This window comes from Aureimonas sp. Leaf454 (assembly GCF_001424685.1).
Lineage (GTDB): Bacteria > Pseudomonadota > Alphaproteobacteria > Rhizobiales > Rhizobiaceae > Plantimonas.
In genome coordinates this window covers 119,170-134,614 of the sequence record NZ_LMQT01000012.1, presented here as the reverse complement: position 1 = coordinate 134,614, position 15,445 = coordinate 119,170, and the positions used below count along the sequence as shown (strand labels likewise).

Here is a 15,445-nt window from a genome sequence, read left to right as displayed (position 1 = left end):
GCGCGCCATGTCGGATCGCATCCTCGTCTTCGACCGTGCGGGCGAGCCCGAGATCGGCGCGCCCGCGCCGGAGCGCCTGATCGCCGGCGAGCCGGTTCACCGGACGTGGAACATCGAGGACGACGGACGGGGGCTCTATGCCGGTTTCTGGGAATCGACGCCGGGCGAGTGGCGCATCGAATACACCGAGTGGGAGTTCTGCCAGATCGTCTCGGGACGCTCGGTCGTCACCGAGGAGGGCGGCGCGGAAACGGCGCTGACGGCGGGCGACGCCCTGGTGTTGCGGCCGGGCTTCAAGGGAACGTGGCGCGTGATCGAGACGACGCTGAAGCACTACGTCATCAAGCTCTGATGGGGGCGCCGTCCAGCGCAGCCGCTAAACGATCTCCTGCATCGAACAGAAAGCCCCGCGTCTTCGAGGGAAGGCGCGGGGCTCGTCATGTCAGCGTTTCCGTCGTCGATCAGCGCTCGATTTCGATCAGGATCTCGTTGCGCTTGAAGAGACCCGGTGTCCACGGCGGATTGTAGAAGGCGTATTCCGGATCGCCCTTCTGCTTCAGGTTCTCGTCCGCGATGTAGTTGTAGAGCAGCATCAGCTTCTTCGACGCCAGCGACGCCGTGAAGTTTCCGCTGAAGCGGATCACGACGACGCGTTTGGCAGGAACGTCCTTCAGCTTCACGTCGCTCGACGCGGGCTGCGGCAGGGCCGCCTTGGTGAAGCGCTTCGGCATGACGAAGCGGATGGCCCAGCCGCGCGTCTGGCCCTCGGCTTCCGACAATTGCTGCAGGACCGGCGCCGTCATCGGGATCTTCTTGCCCGAGCGGTTGTTGGCGAAGATGTAGTCCGCCAAGGTCTCGAAGCCGACCCGCCGCGCCTTCTCGTGGTATCCGCTCTTCACCGTTTCCGCGACGACCATCCCGTCATAGTCGCGGATCTCGATGTCGCCGTCCTGGCGAACGACGTTGTAGTCGGGCTCCTCGGTGTGATCGGACACCTTCTTGGCGACGTAATAGGCCGCACCCGCGACGGCGATCGTGCCGCCGAGGACCGCGAGCGTCGTCAGGCCCGGCCGATCGCGGAAATAGTCGAGGCGGCTCTGCGCCTTCATCCCGCGGCGGAAGCTGCCCCAGCGGGGCAGGCGCGCATCCGGGAGATCGACGCGGGACAGGCGACCGCGCACGTCCGACAGCCGGTCCTGGACGTCCGGCAGATCGTCGCGAAGGCCGTAGAGCGAGGAGCCCAATCCCGAGACCTGATTGCGCAGCGAACGGTAGGTCGAACGCGCATCGTCCGTCGACGGCAGAGTCCAGCCGGTCAGGAAATCGGGCACGTATCGCGAGACGCCGCTGGAATGGCCCGGCAGGTTGCGCTGGATCGCGCGCCGCATCCGCTCGGTCGTGGACGGCGCCGGGTTCACCCGCTCGACAACCCGCTCTTCGAGATCGACGATCCGGTCGCCGATATCGCTGATGGCGTCCGAGATTCGTTCCAGCGCGGTCGGCTTGTGTCGAAACATGAAGAACTCCTAGCTGTCCGTGCCGAACCCCATGCGGGTGCGAGCGCGGGAAGGAGGGCGGACCTGGCCGCACTCCGGGAAATGCCCTCTCAACGCGGCGTGACTTCGATGGTTGCGCGCGGGGTCGACATCTTCCGTTCACTGGACTTCTGGACGCGGTCTTCACCATGCCGAACGACGCCGGGAGACGCTTTCTGCGACGGGATGCAACCTTTACCGTTCCTACCGATTTTAAGCCTATCAGGTTTTTCATGGCCTGATACTCCAGCCAAATCTTCGAGGGCGGCCTTTGTGCCGCCCCTTTTTTTGCCCGGCCTCCCGCTCCGCCTCGACCTCCGAACCGCATTGTCCTACCTTCCATCCGGTCCCGAAGAGAGCGGACGACCGCCACCGGGCCGAAATGGGAGTGAGACATGAGCGACGCGAGTGCGAGTGCCGAAGGCCAGGACCGAATGATCGACGTGGCGAGGTCCACGACCGTCTCGGTCGCACCCGATGCCGTCTGGCAGGCGATCGGCGATTTCTGCGGCATAGCGGACTGGCATCCCGCCGTGACCGCCTGCAGTCTTTCCAAGCCGGGCTCCGCGTCGGTGCGCACGCTGACGCTGGCCGGAGGGGCGACGCTCTCCGAGGAACTCGTTCACTGGGACGACGCAGCGATGAGCTACACCTACAAGATCGTCGAAGGCCCGCTTCCGGTCGAAAACTACACCTCGACCATCGCCGTGTCGGACGGCGGAGACGGCAGCGCCCGCATCGACTGGAGCGGGCGGTTCGAAGCCAGCGGCGCCAGCGTGGACGAGGCGTCCGGCGTCATCGCCGGCATCTACGAATCGGGTCTGGCGGCGCTCGTCGCGAAGGTCGAAGGCTGAGGCCGGATCAGGCCAGCGCCCGGAAGAGATCGAGGGCCGTCCCGAGGCCCCGATCCTTCGGAACCGGCATGCCATAGGCCGTCCCTCCCTCGCGCGTGGTCGCCAGGGTTTCCAGTCGGCCGGCGCGACGGTCGATGACGAGCGCCGTCAGGACATCGCTGGCATAGGCGCCGGTGTCCATCGAGATCCGGTTTTCCGTGGCGACGGCGATCGGCGGCTTCTGCGGCGTGTGTCCATGCACGACGATCCGGTCGAGGCGGCCGACATGGTTCATGAAGCGACCGCGGATGTTGAGGCAATCGCGGCGCGTCTGCGCATCCAGCCGGCGACCGGGATCGATGCCGCCGTGGACGAAGGCGAAGATCTCGCCGACGAGGATGACGGATGCCGACGCCAGAAGTGCGTGGTGTTCGCCGTATCGCTCGCGCAGGAGACGGCGGGCGGCCTTGGGATCGTCGGGATCGGCGCCGTAGGAGAGGAGCGTCTCGCGCCCGCCCTGGCCCTGCCACGTCACGAACCCGTCCTCACCCAGGCTTCGTCCTTCGAAGAAGGCGAGGAGGGCGTCGTCGTGATTGCCGAGAAGGAGGCGCGAGGTGGGCCAGCGCTTCAACGTATCGGCCACCATTTGCAAGGCGCCGCGACTGTCGGGCCCACGATCGACGATATCGCCGAGAAAGATCACCCTTGGCTCCGCACCCCCGCGACTTGCGTCCGAGGCGATGGCGTCGAGCAGACGCGCCAGAAGGTCGGATCGTCCGTGGACATCACCGATCGCATAGAGGAGGCGGCCGTCCATCGTTTCATCCTGATGTGACGATTGGGCACCGGCGATGCGTCGAAGACGTTCGAACGACGTCCTGACCCACCGCCCTCCACGAAAACGGATGAAATCGAAGCCTGCCGCAAGGAGAGGGAAAACCGTCGTCACGAATTTCCGCAACGTCGTCGTCTGCGAGACTTCACGTCCACATTAAGAGCCTGGAAAGCGCATCTGTGTCAGGAAAATTACGCAGGGTTTCATATTTTCAGGGAGCCTTCGATACGGGTGAGCGGAGCGACGCGTGACACTGTTCAGACTGACCCAGGCCGTCCGGGATCGCAAGGTGGAACTCGGCCATGCCGTCTTCGGTATGGCGCTGGGGCTGGCCTTCTGTGGCTCCAGCCTTCTCGTCGACATGCAGGTGCGAAGCTGGCGCGGGGTCGACGGTTCCGTCTACGGAACCTTCACCTCGACCTTGATGCACAGCCTCGCTTTGCTCTCGCCGTTGGTCGTGGGGCGTGTCTTCTGGTCGCTCGGCAAGCATGAGCGCCGGTTGCGCGAAAAACTGATGCAGCTGTCGCAGACGGAGGTGATGCTCCGCGAGCAGGCGCATCACGATCCCCTGACGGGTCTGCACAATCGCGCGCATCTCGCCAAGGTGCTGGAGGAGGGCATCGCGACGCGGACCTGGGCGCGGCGCGGCGCGCTCATCTACATGCTCGATCTCGACGACTTCAAGCACATCAACGACACGCTCGGTCATCGCGCGGGCGATCTCGTTCTCATGGAAATCGCCCGCCGCCTCGAGGCGGCCTCTGGGCCGGAGGATCTCGCCGTTCGGCTGGGCGGCGACGAGTTCATCCTCGTCCACTTCCCCGCGCCCGATGAAGCCCTTCCCGAACGATTCGCCGAGATCCTGATCGCCTCGGTCGGCACCCCGATCGCCATCGACCAGACCCTCATCGAGCCGGGCACCTCGATCGGCATCGCACGGGTGGCCCATGACGGCTCGACATGGTCCGACGTCATCCGGGCCGCGGACATCGCGCTCTACGAAGCCAAGGCCGAGGCGGGATCCAGTTATTGTCTCTTCCGACCCGCGATGCGCGACGAGCGCGATCGGCAGTCGGTTCTGGAAGACGACATGCGCCGCGGCATCGACGCCGGCGAGTTCGAACTTCACTATCAGCCGATCTACGGCACCGAGAGCGGCGTCGTGCGCAGCTTCGAGGCGCTGGTTCGCTGGAACCATCCCGAGCGCGGGCAGATTCCGCCCCTCGATTTCATCCCGCTGGCCGAGGCCACGGGGCTGATCGTCCGACTTGGCCGCAACCTTCTGATGGAAGCCTGCCGGACGGCCGCGAGCTGGCCGAAGCCGGTCGGCATCGCCGTCAATCTGTCGCCCCTCCAGTTCAAGGACCCCCACCTCGTCGACCACGTGTCCGATGCGTTGCGGGAAAGCGGTCTGGCACCGGGACGTCTCGATCTCGAGCTGACGGAATCCCTGATCCTGGAAGCCTCGCCCCGCGTCCGTCAGGCGATGGAGGCTCTGCGCCGACTGGGCGTGCGGATCACGATCGACGACTTCGGGAGCGGCTATTCCAGCCTGAACAACCTGCGAACCTTCCACTTCGACCGACTCAAGATCGACCGCAGCTACACGCGGGAGGTCGGAATCGAGAGCGAAGAGGCCGACATCGTCCGCACCATCGTCGGTCTGTCCCGGTGCCTGCGAATGGAAACGGTTCTGGAGGGTGTCGAGACGGAGGACCAGTTGGCCTTCGCCAGAAGCGAGGGGCTGACCGAGGTCCAGGGATTCTTTTACGCGAGGCCGATGACCAAGATGGCCGTTGCTGAGCATTTCGCTCAGCAGGCCGCATCGACGCCGCTCGACGCCGCTCGTCGCGCAGCTTCCGCGGCGGCCTGACATCGCCCGTCGTCGGCCACGCCGCCCTCGCGGCCCTGCGCGGAGGTGACCTTGCCACGAACGGCAGCGACGCTTCGCCGGCCGGTCCGCTGGCCGGTCCGTCAGCCGCCCGGTCGCGACGTCGCGAAGGCCGGACCGCTCCATCCAAGACGCGAGGCCGGGCAGGGCGTTGCGGCGTGGAGCCGGGTCTGCGCTCGATCCCGGCTCTGACAGCCGACCGGCGCCATCGCGTTCAGTCGAGCGAAGCGCGGACCATGAGGGGCTCGACCGGAGCGACGACGAGGACTTCGCCGGTGCGGGTGATCTCGATCTCGCGGGCGTCCTGACCCTCGACCGGGACGGAAACCGTCATGGCCTGTCCGTCGTCGAGCGTCGTCACGAAGCGAACGGGTGCCGCGCCTTCACTGCCGGACAGGGTGGCGACGACGCGGAAGCCCGCAGCTTCCTTCGTGTAGTAGATCGTGCCGGAGGCATCGGCGAGTTCGATCGTGCGGCCCGCGAGAGGAGCGAGATCCTCGGCGTGGGCAGCGGCGACGGAAGCGAAGGCGGTGGCGGCGAACAGCATGGTCTTGAGCATGGGAACGTCCTTAACAAAGAAGAAAAAATCCTCCGAGACCGTTCGTATACCCCTTCGCTGCAGCGCACAATGACGTCAGCGCATGTCTGCTATGCTTTGGTAAAGAGAAGCCATTTCAGTTGCTTGCGACCGTCAGTTTATCTTTTGCACTGCGAAAGAATTTCTGATGGAGCGGCGACGCTTCGGGCTGCCGACCTCGCCTCCGCCTCAGCGGGCGAAGGCCGCGTCGTAGGCCGCCACGGCCGCGCGGCCGCGACGGATCACCTCCGCCGGATCGAGCCCGGCCTTGTAGAGGCTGGAGCCGAGACCGAACGTGCGGACGCCGATCTCCGCAAATCCCGCGAAGTCGCCGTCCGATACGCCGCCGACGACCCCGACGGGGATCTCCTTCGGCAGCACCGCCATGATCGCCGAAACGCCCGTACGACCGAGCACGCCGGCGGGGAAGAACTTCAGCGCCGATGCGCCGGCCGCGATCGCCTGGAACGCCTCCGTCGGCGTGAAGACGCCCGGCATGGTGACCATGCCGTGGGCGGCGGCCCGGGCGATCACAGCCGCGTCGACATTCGGACTGACGAGAAGCCCGCCGCCGGCCGCGGCCAGCCGGTCGACGGCTTCCGGAGACAGAACGGTGCCGGCGCCGATGAGGACGCCGCTCGGAGCGAGCTTGGCGGCCATTTCGATGGAGCGGAAGGGCTCGGGCGAGTTCAGCGGGATCTCGATCGCCTCGAAACCCGCCTCGATGAGGCCGGCGACGACCGTTTCGGCATGATCGGGTCCGATGCCGCGCAGGATCGCGACGAGCCCGCGCTTCAGGGACGGCCAGGCAATCCGGGCAGAAGCGTTCGGAAGGTCGGTCGGCACGGTCATCGGGCACTCGCTGCAAGTTCGGGAAAGAGCTGGCGGCCTGCTGCGAACAGTCCGCGTCGGACCGCTTCGTCGGCATCCGCCGCTTCGTAGGAGAAGCCGGCCACGCCGAGAGCGGTCGAATAGAGGTCGAGCATCACGCCCGACGCCGCGAGGCGAACCGTCTCGGAACCTGGATGAAGGCGACGCGCGCCCGCCAGTTCGAGGCCGATCACGAGGCCGGACAGCCGGGCGGCGCTCTCGGCGGTGCCGGCGGCGCCCAGGAGCCCGGCGGCACGCAGCGCGAAGAGACGGTTCAGCGTCAGGTCCGGCGCCTTGATGCTCGCCTCGATGCCGGCCGCGAAGGCGTCCCGCTCGGACAGGATGTCGACATCTCCGTCGATGGCGTGACGCAGGATCGAGTGGCCGGCGAGGAGAGCGTAGGTCTCACCGGTCATGAAGGTCGAGAAGCCCATGATGCGCCGCTCCCGAACGTCGACCCACTTGGAATGCGTGCCGGGAAGGCAGACGAGCGCGTCGCTGCCGCCGGCAAGGCCGACGACGATCGTCTCTTCGCCGCGCATCACGTCGGGCCGTCCGCCGGCCTTCTGCGCGACGCCCGGCAGGATGCGGACCTCGCGCGTGAGCCCTTCGACGGCGATCGCTCCGGACGCGAGCTCGTCGAAGGAGGCCGGCGTCTCGACATAGGGCGCCTCGACCCAGCCCTGCCGGGCTCCCGCCATGCCGCAGATGACGACGGGAAGGCCGGACGACGCATCGAGCGCCCGGAGATGATCCTCGAGGATCGCGCGAAAGCCGGTCTCGGCCGCGACCTGCATGCCCTCCCGGCTGCGCCGTTCGCCGAGCACCGTCCCGTCCGGCCCGAGCAGCCAGACGCGAAGGCTCGACGTTCCCCAATCGACGGCCGCGAAGACCGCCGAGCCCGGTGACGCGCTCATCAGTGGTTGTCGCGCGGCAGGCCCATCGTCTGGGCGATCCGCTGATAGGCGATGGCCGGCTCCAGCACGGCGCCCGTCGACAACTGGCCGACGATGCCCCGCTGGATCTCCTGCCAGGGGGTCTGGTTCGAGGGATACTTGTAGCCGCCGTCGGCCACGAGCGCCTTGCGCCGCTCCTCCAGCTCTTCATCCGAAATGAGAATGTCGGCCGTTCCTCGGCCGATGTCGATTCGCACGCGGTCGCCCGTGCGCAGAAGGGCAAGCCCGCCTCCGGTCGCCGCTTCCGGCGATGCGTTGAGGATCGAGGGCGAGCCGGACGTGCCGGACTGGCGGCCGTCGCCGATGCAGGCGAGCGAGGAGATGCCACGCTCGAGGAGGTAGTTCGGCGCGCGCATGTTCACGACCTCGGCCGCGCCGGGATAGCCGATCGGGCCGGCCCCGCGCATGAAGAGGACGCAGTGCTCGTCGATCGCCAGAGCCGGGTCGTCGATCCGGTGATGGTAGTCCTCCGGTCCGTCGAACACGATGGCGCGGCCTTCGAAGGCGTCGGGATCGGCGGCATTGGCGAGGTAGCGCTCGCGGAACTCCGGCGAGATGACCGACAGCTTCATGATGGCGCTGTCGAAGAGATTGCCGCGCAGGACGCGGAAGCCCGCATGGGTCTTGATCGGGCTGTCGAACGGCCGGATTACCTTTTCGTCCTCGATCTTCGCGTTCCGGCAATTGTCGCCGATCGACTTGCCGTTGACCGTCGGCGCATCCTCGTGGATCAACCCTTGCGTCATCAGCTGTGCGACCACGGCCGGCACGCCGCCGGCATGGTAGTAGTCCTCGCCGAGATATTCGCCGGCCGGCTGGAGATTGACCAGCAGCGGGATGTCCTCGCCATAGGTCTGCCAGTCGTCGATGTCGAGCTCCACGCCGACATGGCGGGCGAGCGCGTTGAGATGGATCGGCGCATTGGTCGAGCCGCCGATCGCCGAGTTCACGCGGATCGCGTTGATGAAGCTATCGCGCGTCAGGATGTCGGAGGGCTTCAGGTCCTCGTGCACCATGTCGACGATGCGCTTGCCCGTCAGATACGAGATCTCCTGCCGGTCGCGATAGGGCGCGGGAATGGCGGCCGAACCCGGCAGCTGCATGCCGAGCGCCTCGGCGAGCGAGTTCATCGTGGTCGCCGTACCCATCGTGTTGCAATAGCCGGTCGATGGCGCGGAGGAGGCGACGAGCTTGATGAAGCCCTGGTAGTCGATCTCGCCCTTGGCCATCAGCTCGCGGGCCTTCCAGACGATGGTGCCCGATCCCGTGCGCTCGCCGCGGAACCAGCCGTTCAGCATCGGGCCGACGGATAGGGCGATGGCGGGAATGTTCACGGTCGCCGCCGCCATGAGGCAGGCGGGCGTGGTCTTGTCGCAGCCGATGGTGAGGACGACGCCGTCGAGCGGATAGCCGTAGAGCACCTCGACGAGGGCGAGATAGGCGAGGTTGCGGTCGAGACCGGCGGTCGGACGCTTGCCGGTTTCCTGGATCGGATGAACGGGGAATTCGAGCGGAATGCCGCCGGCCTCGCGGATGCCGTCGCGCACGCGCTTGGCGAGTTCCAGATGGTGGCGGTTGCAGGGCGAAAGATCGGAGCCGGTCTGCGCGATGCCGATGATCGGCATGCCCGACTGCAGCTCCTCCAGGCTGAGCCCGAAGTTCAGGTAGCGTTCCAGATAGAGCGCCGTCATGTCCGTGTTGGCGGGATTGTCGAACCAGGAGCGCGAGCGCAGCGGCTTGGCGTTTTCGTTCTTCTTGAGCATGGGACCAGCTTCTTGACGAGTGGGGAAGGGACGGATTCGGTTCGTTAAAGGAAGGGTTCGACGATCTCGCGGCGGCCCAGCAGGAAGGCGTCCGCGACGTGGGCCAGGGGCGAAAGATCGACATCGGACCGGCCGGAGCCGACGAGGTCGACGAATCGCCGATAGATGCCGGCATATTCCGCATCGGGTTCTTCGGAAACGACCGTGCCGTCGATCGAGAGCACGCTGCCGCCCTTGGAGAGGGTGAGGCGCCCCTTGTCGGCGAGGATCGTGACGTCCCAGGTCTGCGGACCCGTCTGGCGCCAGTCGAACTCGGCGGTCACCGGTATGCCCTCGCTGTCGCGAAAGGCGAGGCTGGCCGCGATCGGCTGCGCGCGGTTGGCCGGGAAGGAGAGGGTCGAGCGCTCCAGGAACATCTTGCGCGGCAGAATCGCGGTGACGATGGACAAGGCGTTGATCCCGGGATCGAACACGCCGAGACCGCCCGGCTCCCAGATCCAGTCCTGACCCGGATGCCAGTGGCGGACGTCTTCCTTCCACTCGACATGGACGCTCTCGATCGCCGCGTCCGCCGCCCAGGCCCGCGCGGGCTCGACTGCCGGCGCGAAGCGCGAGTGCCAGGTCGCGAAGAGGCTGACGCCGGCGCTCCTGGCGGCGTCGATCAGGGGATCGATCTCGGAAACGGTGGCGCCGGGCGGCTTCTCCAAAAGGACGTGCTTGCCGGCCTTCAGCGCGAGAAGCGCGTCGGCATGGCGCACCTGCGGCGGCGTGCAGAGCGAGACGGCGTCGATCTCGACGTCGGCGGCCAGCATCTCGGCGAGCGAGCGGAACTGCGGGAGGCCTTCGACGAAGGCGTGGCGGCTGGCGCTCGCCACGATCGAGATGCCGTCGGTCTTCGCGATGGAGGGTATGTGCTGGTCTCGGGCGATCTTGCCGACGCCGACGATACCAAGGCGAATGTCAGTCATGAAGAAATGTCTCTCCTGAAAGCCCCTGAAAAGGAAGCTCCAAATGGTCGTCGCGGAAGGCCTTCAACGTGCGTCCGGCCTCCTCCACGTAAAGCGCCGCGATCACGTCCTCGAAGGCGCTCTCGATCAGCCGGCGCATGAAGAGGGCGGCGGCCTCGCCGTCGCCTCGCTTGATCGCGTCGTGCACGCGGGCATGTTGGCGCACCGTCTCTTCCTGGGGATTCTGCCGCCAGCTGAGCGAGAACGAAATGGACAGGCTGCGTTCGATCATGGAGCCGAGCGATCGCAGGATCGAGTTGCCCGTGGCCTCCAGGACGATCCGGTGAAAGGCGAGGTCGGCCACGATCAGCTCGTTCGACCCCCGTGGATTGTCCGCCATGGCGCGAAGGGCCTCGCCGAGCCGCGCCAACTGCTCCGGCGTGATCCGGGTCGCGGCCAGGCGCGCCGCATCCGGCTCGTTGATGAGGCGCATCTCGTAGAGCGCCTCGACGAACGGGCGTCGGCCCGGCGCAACGAGATGCCAGCGCATGACCTCGGCATCCAGCATGTTCCAGTCGATGCTCTCGCGAACCCGCGTGCCGACCTTGGGCCCGACCGTGACGAGGCCCTTTGCCGCGAGATGCCGTATGGCTTCCCGGACGACAGTGCGCGATACGCCGTACTGGTTCTGGATCTCGATCTCGGTCGGCAGGGCCGAGCCGGCCGCAAGTTCGCCCGACGCGATCTTGCAACCGATATCGGCGGCAAGGCTCATCGTCCGGTTCGGCTTGTCGCCGATCTCCTCCCGCCGTCCGGCTCTCTGCTGCACGCGCCCGATTTCCGCATTCGCTCCCATTCATCCGATCATTGACCAGACTGGTCGGCAAAGCAATCCAGTTTGAGGCCTTTTACCATCTTTGATACGATCAATGGCGTTGGAGCCTCTTGACTCGGCCACCGTTCCTGATGATGGTCCCGAAACTTGCCGAGGCGTCGTCCGCGATCGGAGGCATCGGGGTCCCTTCAGGTGGACTTCGACGGATCGGTGGACGGACGACGGAGCCGGGGCGGGAAGGATCGTCGAGACGGAGAGACGAGACGCGTTGCCGAGCGGGCGGGGGCCCGAAGGTGCGCTCGTCATCCGTGGCGACTGAAGGTTTCACCAGGGAGAGAGAAATGAAATCGTTGAAGCTTCTGATGGCCGGCGCCGTCTTCGGTGCCGCCGCGTTGTCCTCGTCCGCCTTCGCGCAGGACAAGGGCACGGTCGGCGTGGCCATGCCCACCAAGTCGTCCGCCCGCTGGATCGCCGACGGCGACAACATGGTGAAGGCGCTGGAGGCCAAGGGCTACAAGGCCGATCTGCAGATGGTCACCAAGGGCGCCAAGGTCCTCGTGATCGCCTCGATCGACGGGACCACGCTGACCGACGTCCTGCAGCAGGCCGCCGATGCCGGCATCAAGGTTATCGCCTACGACCGTCTCATCAAGAACTCGCCGAACGTCGACTACTACGCGACCTTCGACAACTTCCAGGTCGGCGTGCTCCAGGCTCAGTCGATCGAGAAGGCCCTCGACCTGAAGAACGCGGCCGGTCCGTTCAACATCGAGCTCTTCGGTGGTTCGCCGGACGACAACAACGCCTTCTTCTTCTACGACGGCGCGATGAGCGTCCTGCAGCCCTACATCGACTCGGGCAAGCTCGTCGTCCAGTCCGGCCAGACCGGCATGGACAAGGTCGGCACGCTGCGTTGGGATCCCGCGACCGCCCAGGCTCGCATGGACAACATCCTGTCGGCCAACTACACCGACAAGAAGGTCGACGCGGTCCTGTCTCCCTATGACGGCCTCTCCATCGGCATCATCTCGTCGCTGAAGGGCGTCGGCTACGGCTCGGGCGACCTCAAGATGCCGGTCGTTTCCGGTCAGGACGCCGAGGTGCAGTCCGCGAAGTCGATCCTCGCCGGCGAGCAGAACTCGACGATCTACAAGGATACGCGCGAGCTCGCCAAGGTCACCGTCGACATGGTCGACGCCATGGCGGCCGGCACGGAAGTCCCGGTCAACGACACCAAGACCTACAACAACGGCGTGAAGGTGGTTCCGTCCTACCTCCTGAAGCCGGTGGCGGTCGACAAGTCGAACCTCGAGGAAGTCCTCGTGGGCGGCGGCTACTACACGGCCGACCAGCTCAAGTAAGTCGGATCCCAGGATCTTCGGCTCGGGGTGCCTTGCGGCGCCTCGAGCCTTTGGCATTCGCAGCCGTCCCGCAGGCCGGCTCGACCGCCACCCTCGCCAAGGGGCGGGCACGATCCGGTGATCGGACGCGCCGGTTGTATCGCAGGCCTTGTTCCGGCACGCAAAATGCCGGATCTGAGGAGAAACAGGCGCTCGCGAAGGCGAGCTCGACCGGTGGGGAGACCGATGAACACGCCCATCCTTGAAATGCGCGGCATCACCAAGACGTTCCCGGGCGTCCGCGCGCTCGACAACGTCAATCTCGCCGTCCACTCGGCCGAGATCCACGCGATCTGTGGAGAAAACGGCGCCGGCAAGTCGACGCTGATGAAGGTTCTTTCCGGCGTCTATCCCGCCGGCACCTACGACGGCGAAATCCGCTACGAAGGCGAGGAGCGGCACTTCAAGAGCATTTCCGATAGCGAGAAGATCGGCATCGTCATCATCCACCAGGAACTGGCGCTCGTGCCGCTCCTCTCGATCGCCGAGAACATGTTCCTCGGCAACGAGATGGCGAGCTGGGGCGTCATCGACTGGGACGCGGCTCACGCCCGAACCTCCGAGCTCCTGGCCAAGGTCGGCCTCTCCGAGGCGCCGACCACGCTGATCAAGGATCTCGGCGTCGGCAAGCAGCAGCTGGTGGAGATCGCCAAGGCCCTCGCCAAGCGCGTGAAGCTCCTGATTCTCGACGAGCCGACGGCCAGCCTCAACGAGACCGACAGTCAGGCGCTTCTCGACCTCCTGCTCGAGTTCAAGCGCCAGGGCATCGCCTCGATCATCATCTCGCACAAGCTGAACGAGATCTCCCGCGTCGCGGACAAGATCACCGTCATCCGCGACGGCGCGACCGTGTCGACGCTCGACTGCCGCGCCGAGCCGATCTCCGAGGATCGCATCATCCGCGACATGGTCGGCCGCAGCCTCGAAGACCGCTATCCCCCGCGCGAGCCGAAGATCGGCGAGGTCTTCTTCGAGGTGAGCGGCTGGAACGCGTTCCACCACCTCAACTCGCAGCGCCAGGTGCTGAAGGATGTGTCCTTCAACGTGCGCAAGGGCGAGATCGTCGGCATCGCGGGCCTGATGGGCGCCGGCCGCACGGAGCTCGCCATGAGCGTCTTCGGCAAGTCCTACGGTCGCAACGTCTCGGGCGAAGTGCGCATGCACGGCAAGCCGATCGACGTCTCGACGATCTCGAAGGCGATCGACAACGGCATCGCCTACGTCACCGAGGACCGCAAGCACTACGGTCTCGTGCTCGACGACGACATTCGGCAGAACATCTCTCTGGCCAATCTGGAGGGCATCTCCAAGGGCGGGATCATCGACAACGAGCGCGAGCGCGAGGTCGCCGAGAGCTTCCGCGAGAAGCTGCGCATCCGCTGCTCCGGCATCTTCCAGAAGACGCTGAACCTGTCCGGCGGCAACCAGCAGAAGGTCGTCCTGTCGAAGTGGCTCTTCTCCGAGCCCGAGCTTCTCATCCTCGATGAACCGACGCGCGGCATCGATGTCGGCGCCAAGTTCGAGATCTACAGCATCATCAACAAGCTGGCCGACGAAGGCCGGGGCGTCGTCGTCATCTCCTCGGAGATGCCCGAACTCCTCGGCATGTGCGACCGGATCTACGTCATGAACGAGGGCCGTCTCGTCGCCGAAATGTCGGCGGCGGAGGCGAGCCAGGAGAGGATCATGCGCGCGATCATTCGATCCGGGCAGGACGCCGCGACGCACCCAGCGGGAGGTAACGCGCAATGAGCATCAAGACGATCGACGAACCGGTGACGGCCGGCGAGCCCAAGGGCGGCTTCGACTTCACCTTCTTCAAGGGCCATATCCGCGAATACGGCATGCTGATCGCGCTGGTCGTGATCATGGCCTTCTTCCAAGTCATGACCGGCGGTCTCCTCGACGGCGTCCTGATGAAGCCGGTCAACCTCACCAATCTCGTCCTGCAGAACAGCTACATCGTCATCATGGCGATCGGCATGCTCCTGATCATCATCACCGGCCATATCGATCTCTCGGTCGGCTCCATCGCCGGCTTCATCGGCGGTCTCGGCGCCGTCCTGATGGTGCAGCAGGGCATGGACGGCTTCTCCGCCGCCGCCATCTGCCTCTTCGTCGGCGGCATCATCGGCGCGGTGCAGGGCTATCTCGTCGCCTACTTCAAGGTGCCGTCCTTCATCGTGACGCTGGCGGGCATGCTCGTCTTCCGCGGGCTGACGCTGAAGGTCCTCGGCTCGGCTTCGGTCGGACCCTTCCCCGAAACCTTCCAGCTTCTCTCCAAGGGCTTCATCCCGGACTTCGCGCCGGGCTTCGGCTTCCACATGACGACGCTCCTCATCGGTGTCGCCGCCTCCGCCGCCCTCGTCTTCTTCTCCATGCGCAAGCGCCAGAAGCAGGCTCGGTTCGGCAAGGTGGAAGAGCCGTTCGGCATGTTCGTCGGCCGCAACTTCTTCATCATCGCGGCGCTGATGCTGATCTCCTGGCTGCTCGCGACCTATCGCGGCTTCCCGAACGTCCTCATCGTGATGGCGCTCCTCATCGCCGTCTACGGCTTCATGACGACGCGCACGACGATCGGTCGGCGCATCTACGCCGTCGGCGGCAACGAGAAGGCGGCCAAGCTCTCCGGCATCAAGACCGAGCGCCTGACCTTCCTCACCTTCGTCAACATGGGCGTCCTCGCCGCGCTTGCCGGCCTCATCTTCGCCGCCCGCCTGAACTCGGCGACCCCGAAGGCGGGCGTCGGCTTCGAGCTCGACGTCATCGCGGCCTGTTTCATCGGCGGCGCCTCGGCCTATGGCGGCGTCGGCAAGGTGGTCGGCGCGGTGGTCGGCGCCTTCATCATGGGCGTCATGAACAACGGCATGTCGATCCTCGGCATCGGCATCGACGATCAGCAGGTGATCAAGGGCATCGTGCTGCTCGCGGCCGTCTGCTTCGACGTCTACAACCGCAACAAGGCCTGATCCCGGTCTGTCTCGCGAATGGCGAAGCGGCGCG

14 protein-coding genes are annotated in these 15,445 nt (G+C 65.9%); 6 read left to right on the top strand and 8 right to left on the bottom strand.

What is annotated here, in order from left to right; genetic code table 11:
* Nucleotides 1-7: 7 nt before the first annotated feature.
* Entirely contained in the window at nucleotides 8-352 is a 345-nt protein-coding gene (locus ASG43_RS09490) for a cupin domain-containing protein (RefSeq protein ID WP_056503627.1), read from the top strand.
* A 109-nt stretch (nucleotides 353-461) separates the two neighbouring features.
* On the opposite strand, the gene ASG43_RS09485 is transcribed toward ASG43_RS09490, so the two are convergent.
* Complete coding sequence (locus tag ASG43_RS09485; protein WP_056503626.1) at nucleotides 462-1,517, bottom strand: heme-binding protein; 1,056 nt, start codon at nucleotides 1,515-1,517, stop codon at nucleotides 462-464.
* Nucleotides 1,518-1,930: 413 nt separating this feature from the next.
* Between ASG43_RS09485 and ASG43_RS09480 the strand changes: the two genes are divergently transcribed.
* A complete protein-coding gene (locus ASG43_RS09480; RefSeq protein WP_056503623.1) occupies nucleotides 1,931-2,389 on the top strand; it encodes an SRPBCC family protein in 459 nt (152 codons plus the stop codon).
* A 7-nt stretch (nucleotides 2,390-2,396) separates the two neighbouring features.
* Here the strand turns inward: ASG43_RS09480 and ASG43_RS09475 are convergent, their stop codons facing one another.
* A complete protein-coding gene (locus ASG43_RS09475; protein ID WP_056503620.1) occupies nucleotides 2,397-3,185 on the bottom strand; it encodes a metallophosphoesterase in 789 nt (262 codons plus the stop codon).
* 265 nt (nucleotides 3,186-3,450) lie between these two features.
* On the opposite strand from ASG43_RS09475, the gene ASG43_RS09470 reads away from it, so the two are divergent.
* Nucleotides 3,451-5,076 carry an EAL domain-containing protein gene (locus tag ASG43_RS09470; RefSeq protein ID WP_056503618.1) on the top strand — a complete coding sequence of 542 codons (1,626 nt, stop codon included), beginning with the start codon at nucleotides 3,451-3,453 and terminating at the stop codon, nucleotides 5,074-5,076.
* Between the two features lie 232 nt (nucleotides 5,077-5,308).
* Here ASG43_RS09470 and ASG43_RS09465 read toward each other — a convergent pair whose 3' ends face one another.
* The 6 genes from ASG43_RS09465 to ASG43_RS09440 all read right to left on the bottom strand — a co-directional run bounded on the left by ASG43_RS09465 (nucleotide 5,309) and on the right by ASG43_RS09440 (nucleotide 11,063).
* Complete coding sequence (locus ASG43_RS09465) at nucleotides 5,309-5,653, bottom strand: hypothetical protein (RefSeq protein WP_056503615.1); 345 nt, start codon at nucleotides 5,651-5,653, stop codon at nucleotides 5,309-5,311.
* 207 nt (nucleotides 5,654-5,860) lie between these two features.
* A complete protein-coding gene (locus ASG43_RS09460) occupies nucleotides 5,861-6,523 on the bottom strand; it encodes a 2-dehydro-3-deoxy-6-phosphogalactonate aldolase (protein ID WP_056503613.1) in 663 nt (220 codons plus the stop codon).
* A complete protein-coding gene (locus ASG43_RS09455; RefSeq protein WP_056503610.1) occupies nucleotides 6,520-7,458 on the bottom strand; it encodes a 2-dehydro-3-deoxygalactonokinase in 939 nt (312 codons plus the stop codon). The genes ASG43_RS09460 and ASG43_RS09455 overlap by 4 nt, the downstream gene beginning before the upstream one ends.
* On the bottom strand, nucleotides 7,458-9,260 hold the full coding sequence (locus ASG43_RS09450) for an IlvD/Edd family dehydratase (protein WP_056503607.1): 1,803 nt from the start codon (nucleotides 9,258-9,260) through the stop codon (nucleotides 7,458-7,460). The genes ASG43_RS09455 and ASG43_RS09450 overlap by 1 nt, the downstream gene beginning before the upstream one ends.
* 44 nt (nucleotides 9,261-9,304) lie before the next feature.
* Entirely contained in the window at nucleotides 9,305-10,228 is a 924-nt protein-coding gene (locus tag ASG43_RS09445) for a Gfo/Idh/MocA family oxidoreductase (protein WP_056503605.1), read from the bottom strand.
* Nucleotides 10,221-11,063 (bottom strand): FadR/GntR family transcriptional regulator, encoded by an 843-nt coding sequence (locus tag ASG43_RS09440; RefSeq protein WP_082490786.1) that lies wholly within the window; start codon nucleotides 11,061-11,063, stop codon nucleotides 10,221-10,223. Before ASG43_RS09440 ends, ASG43_RS09445 begins: the two co-directional genes overlap by 8 nt.
* A gap of 320 nt (nucleotides 11,064-11,383) precedes the next feature.
* On the opposite strand from ASG43_RS09440, the gene chvE reads away from it, so the two are divergent.
* The 3 genes from chvE to mmsB all read left to right on the top strand — a co-directional run bounded on the left by chvE (nucleotide 11,384) and on the right by mmsB (nucleotide 15,411).
* Nucleotides 11,384-12,403, top strand: coding sequence for a multiple monosaccharide ABC transporter substrate-binding protein (gene chvE / locus ASG43_RS09435; protein WP_056503600.1), 1,020 nt, complete (start codon nucleotides 11,384-11,386; stop codon nucleotides 12,401-12,403).
* Nucleotides 12,404-12,628: 225 nt separating this feature from the next.
* Nucleotides 12,629-14,194 carry a multiple monosaccharide ABC transporter ATP-binding protein gene (mmsA, locus tag ASG43_RS09430; RefSeq protein WP_056503598.1) on the top strand — a complete coding sequence of 522 codons (1,566 nt, stop codon included), beginning with the start codon at nucleotides 12,629-12,631 and terminating at the stop codon, nucleotides 14,192-14,194.
* Nucleotides 14,191-15,411: a multiple monosaccharide ABC transporter permease gene (gene mmsB / locus ASG43_RS09425; protein WP_056503594.1), complete on the top strand. Its 1,221-nt coding sequence runs from the start codon at nucleotides 14,191-14,193 to the stop codon at nucleotides 15,409-15,411. Before mmsA ends, mmsB begins: the two co-directional genes overlap by 4 nt.
* Nucleotides 15,412-15,445: the final 34 nt, after the last annotated feature.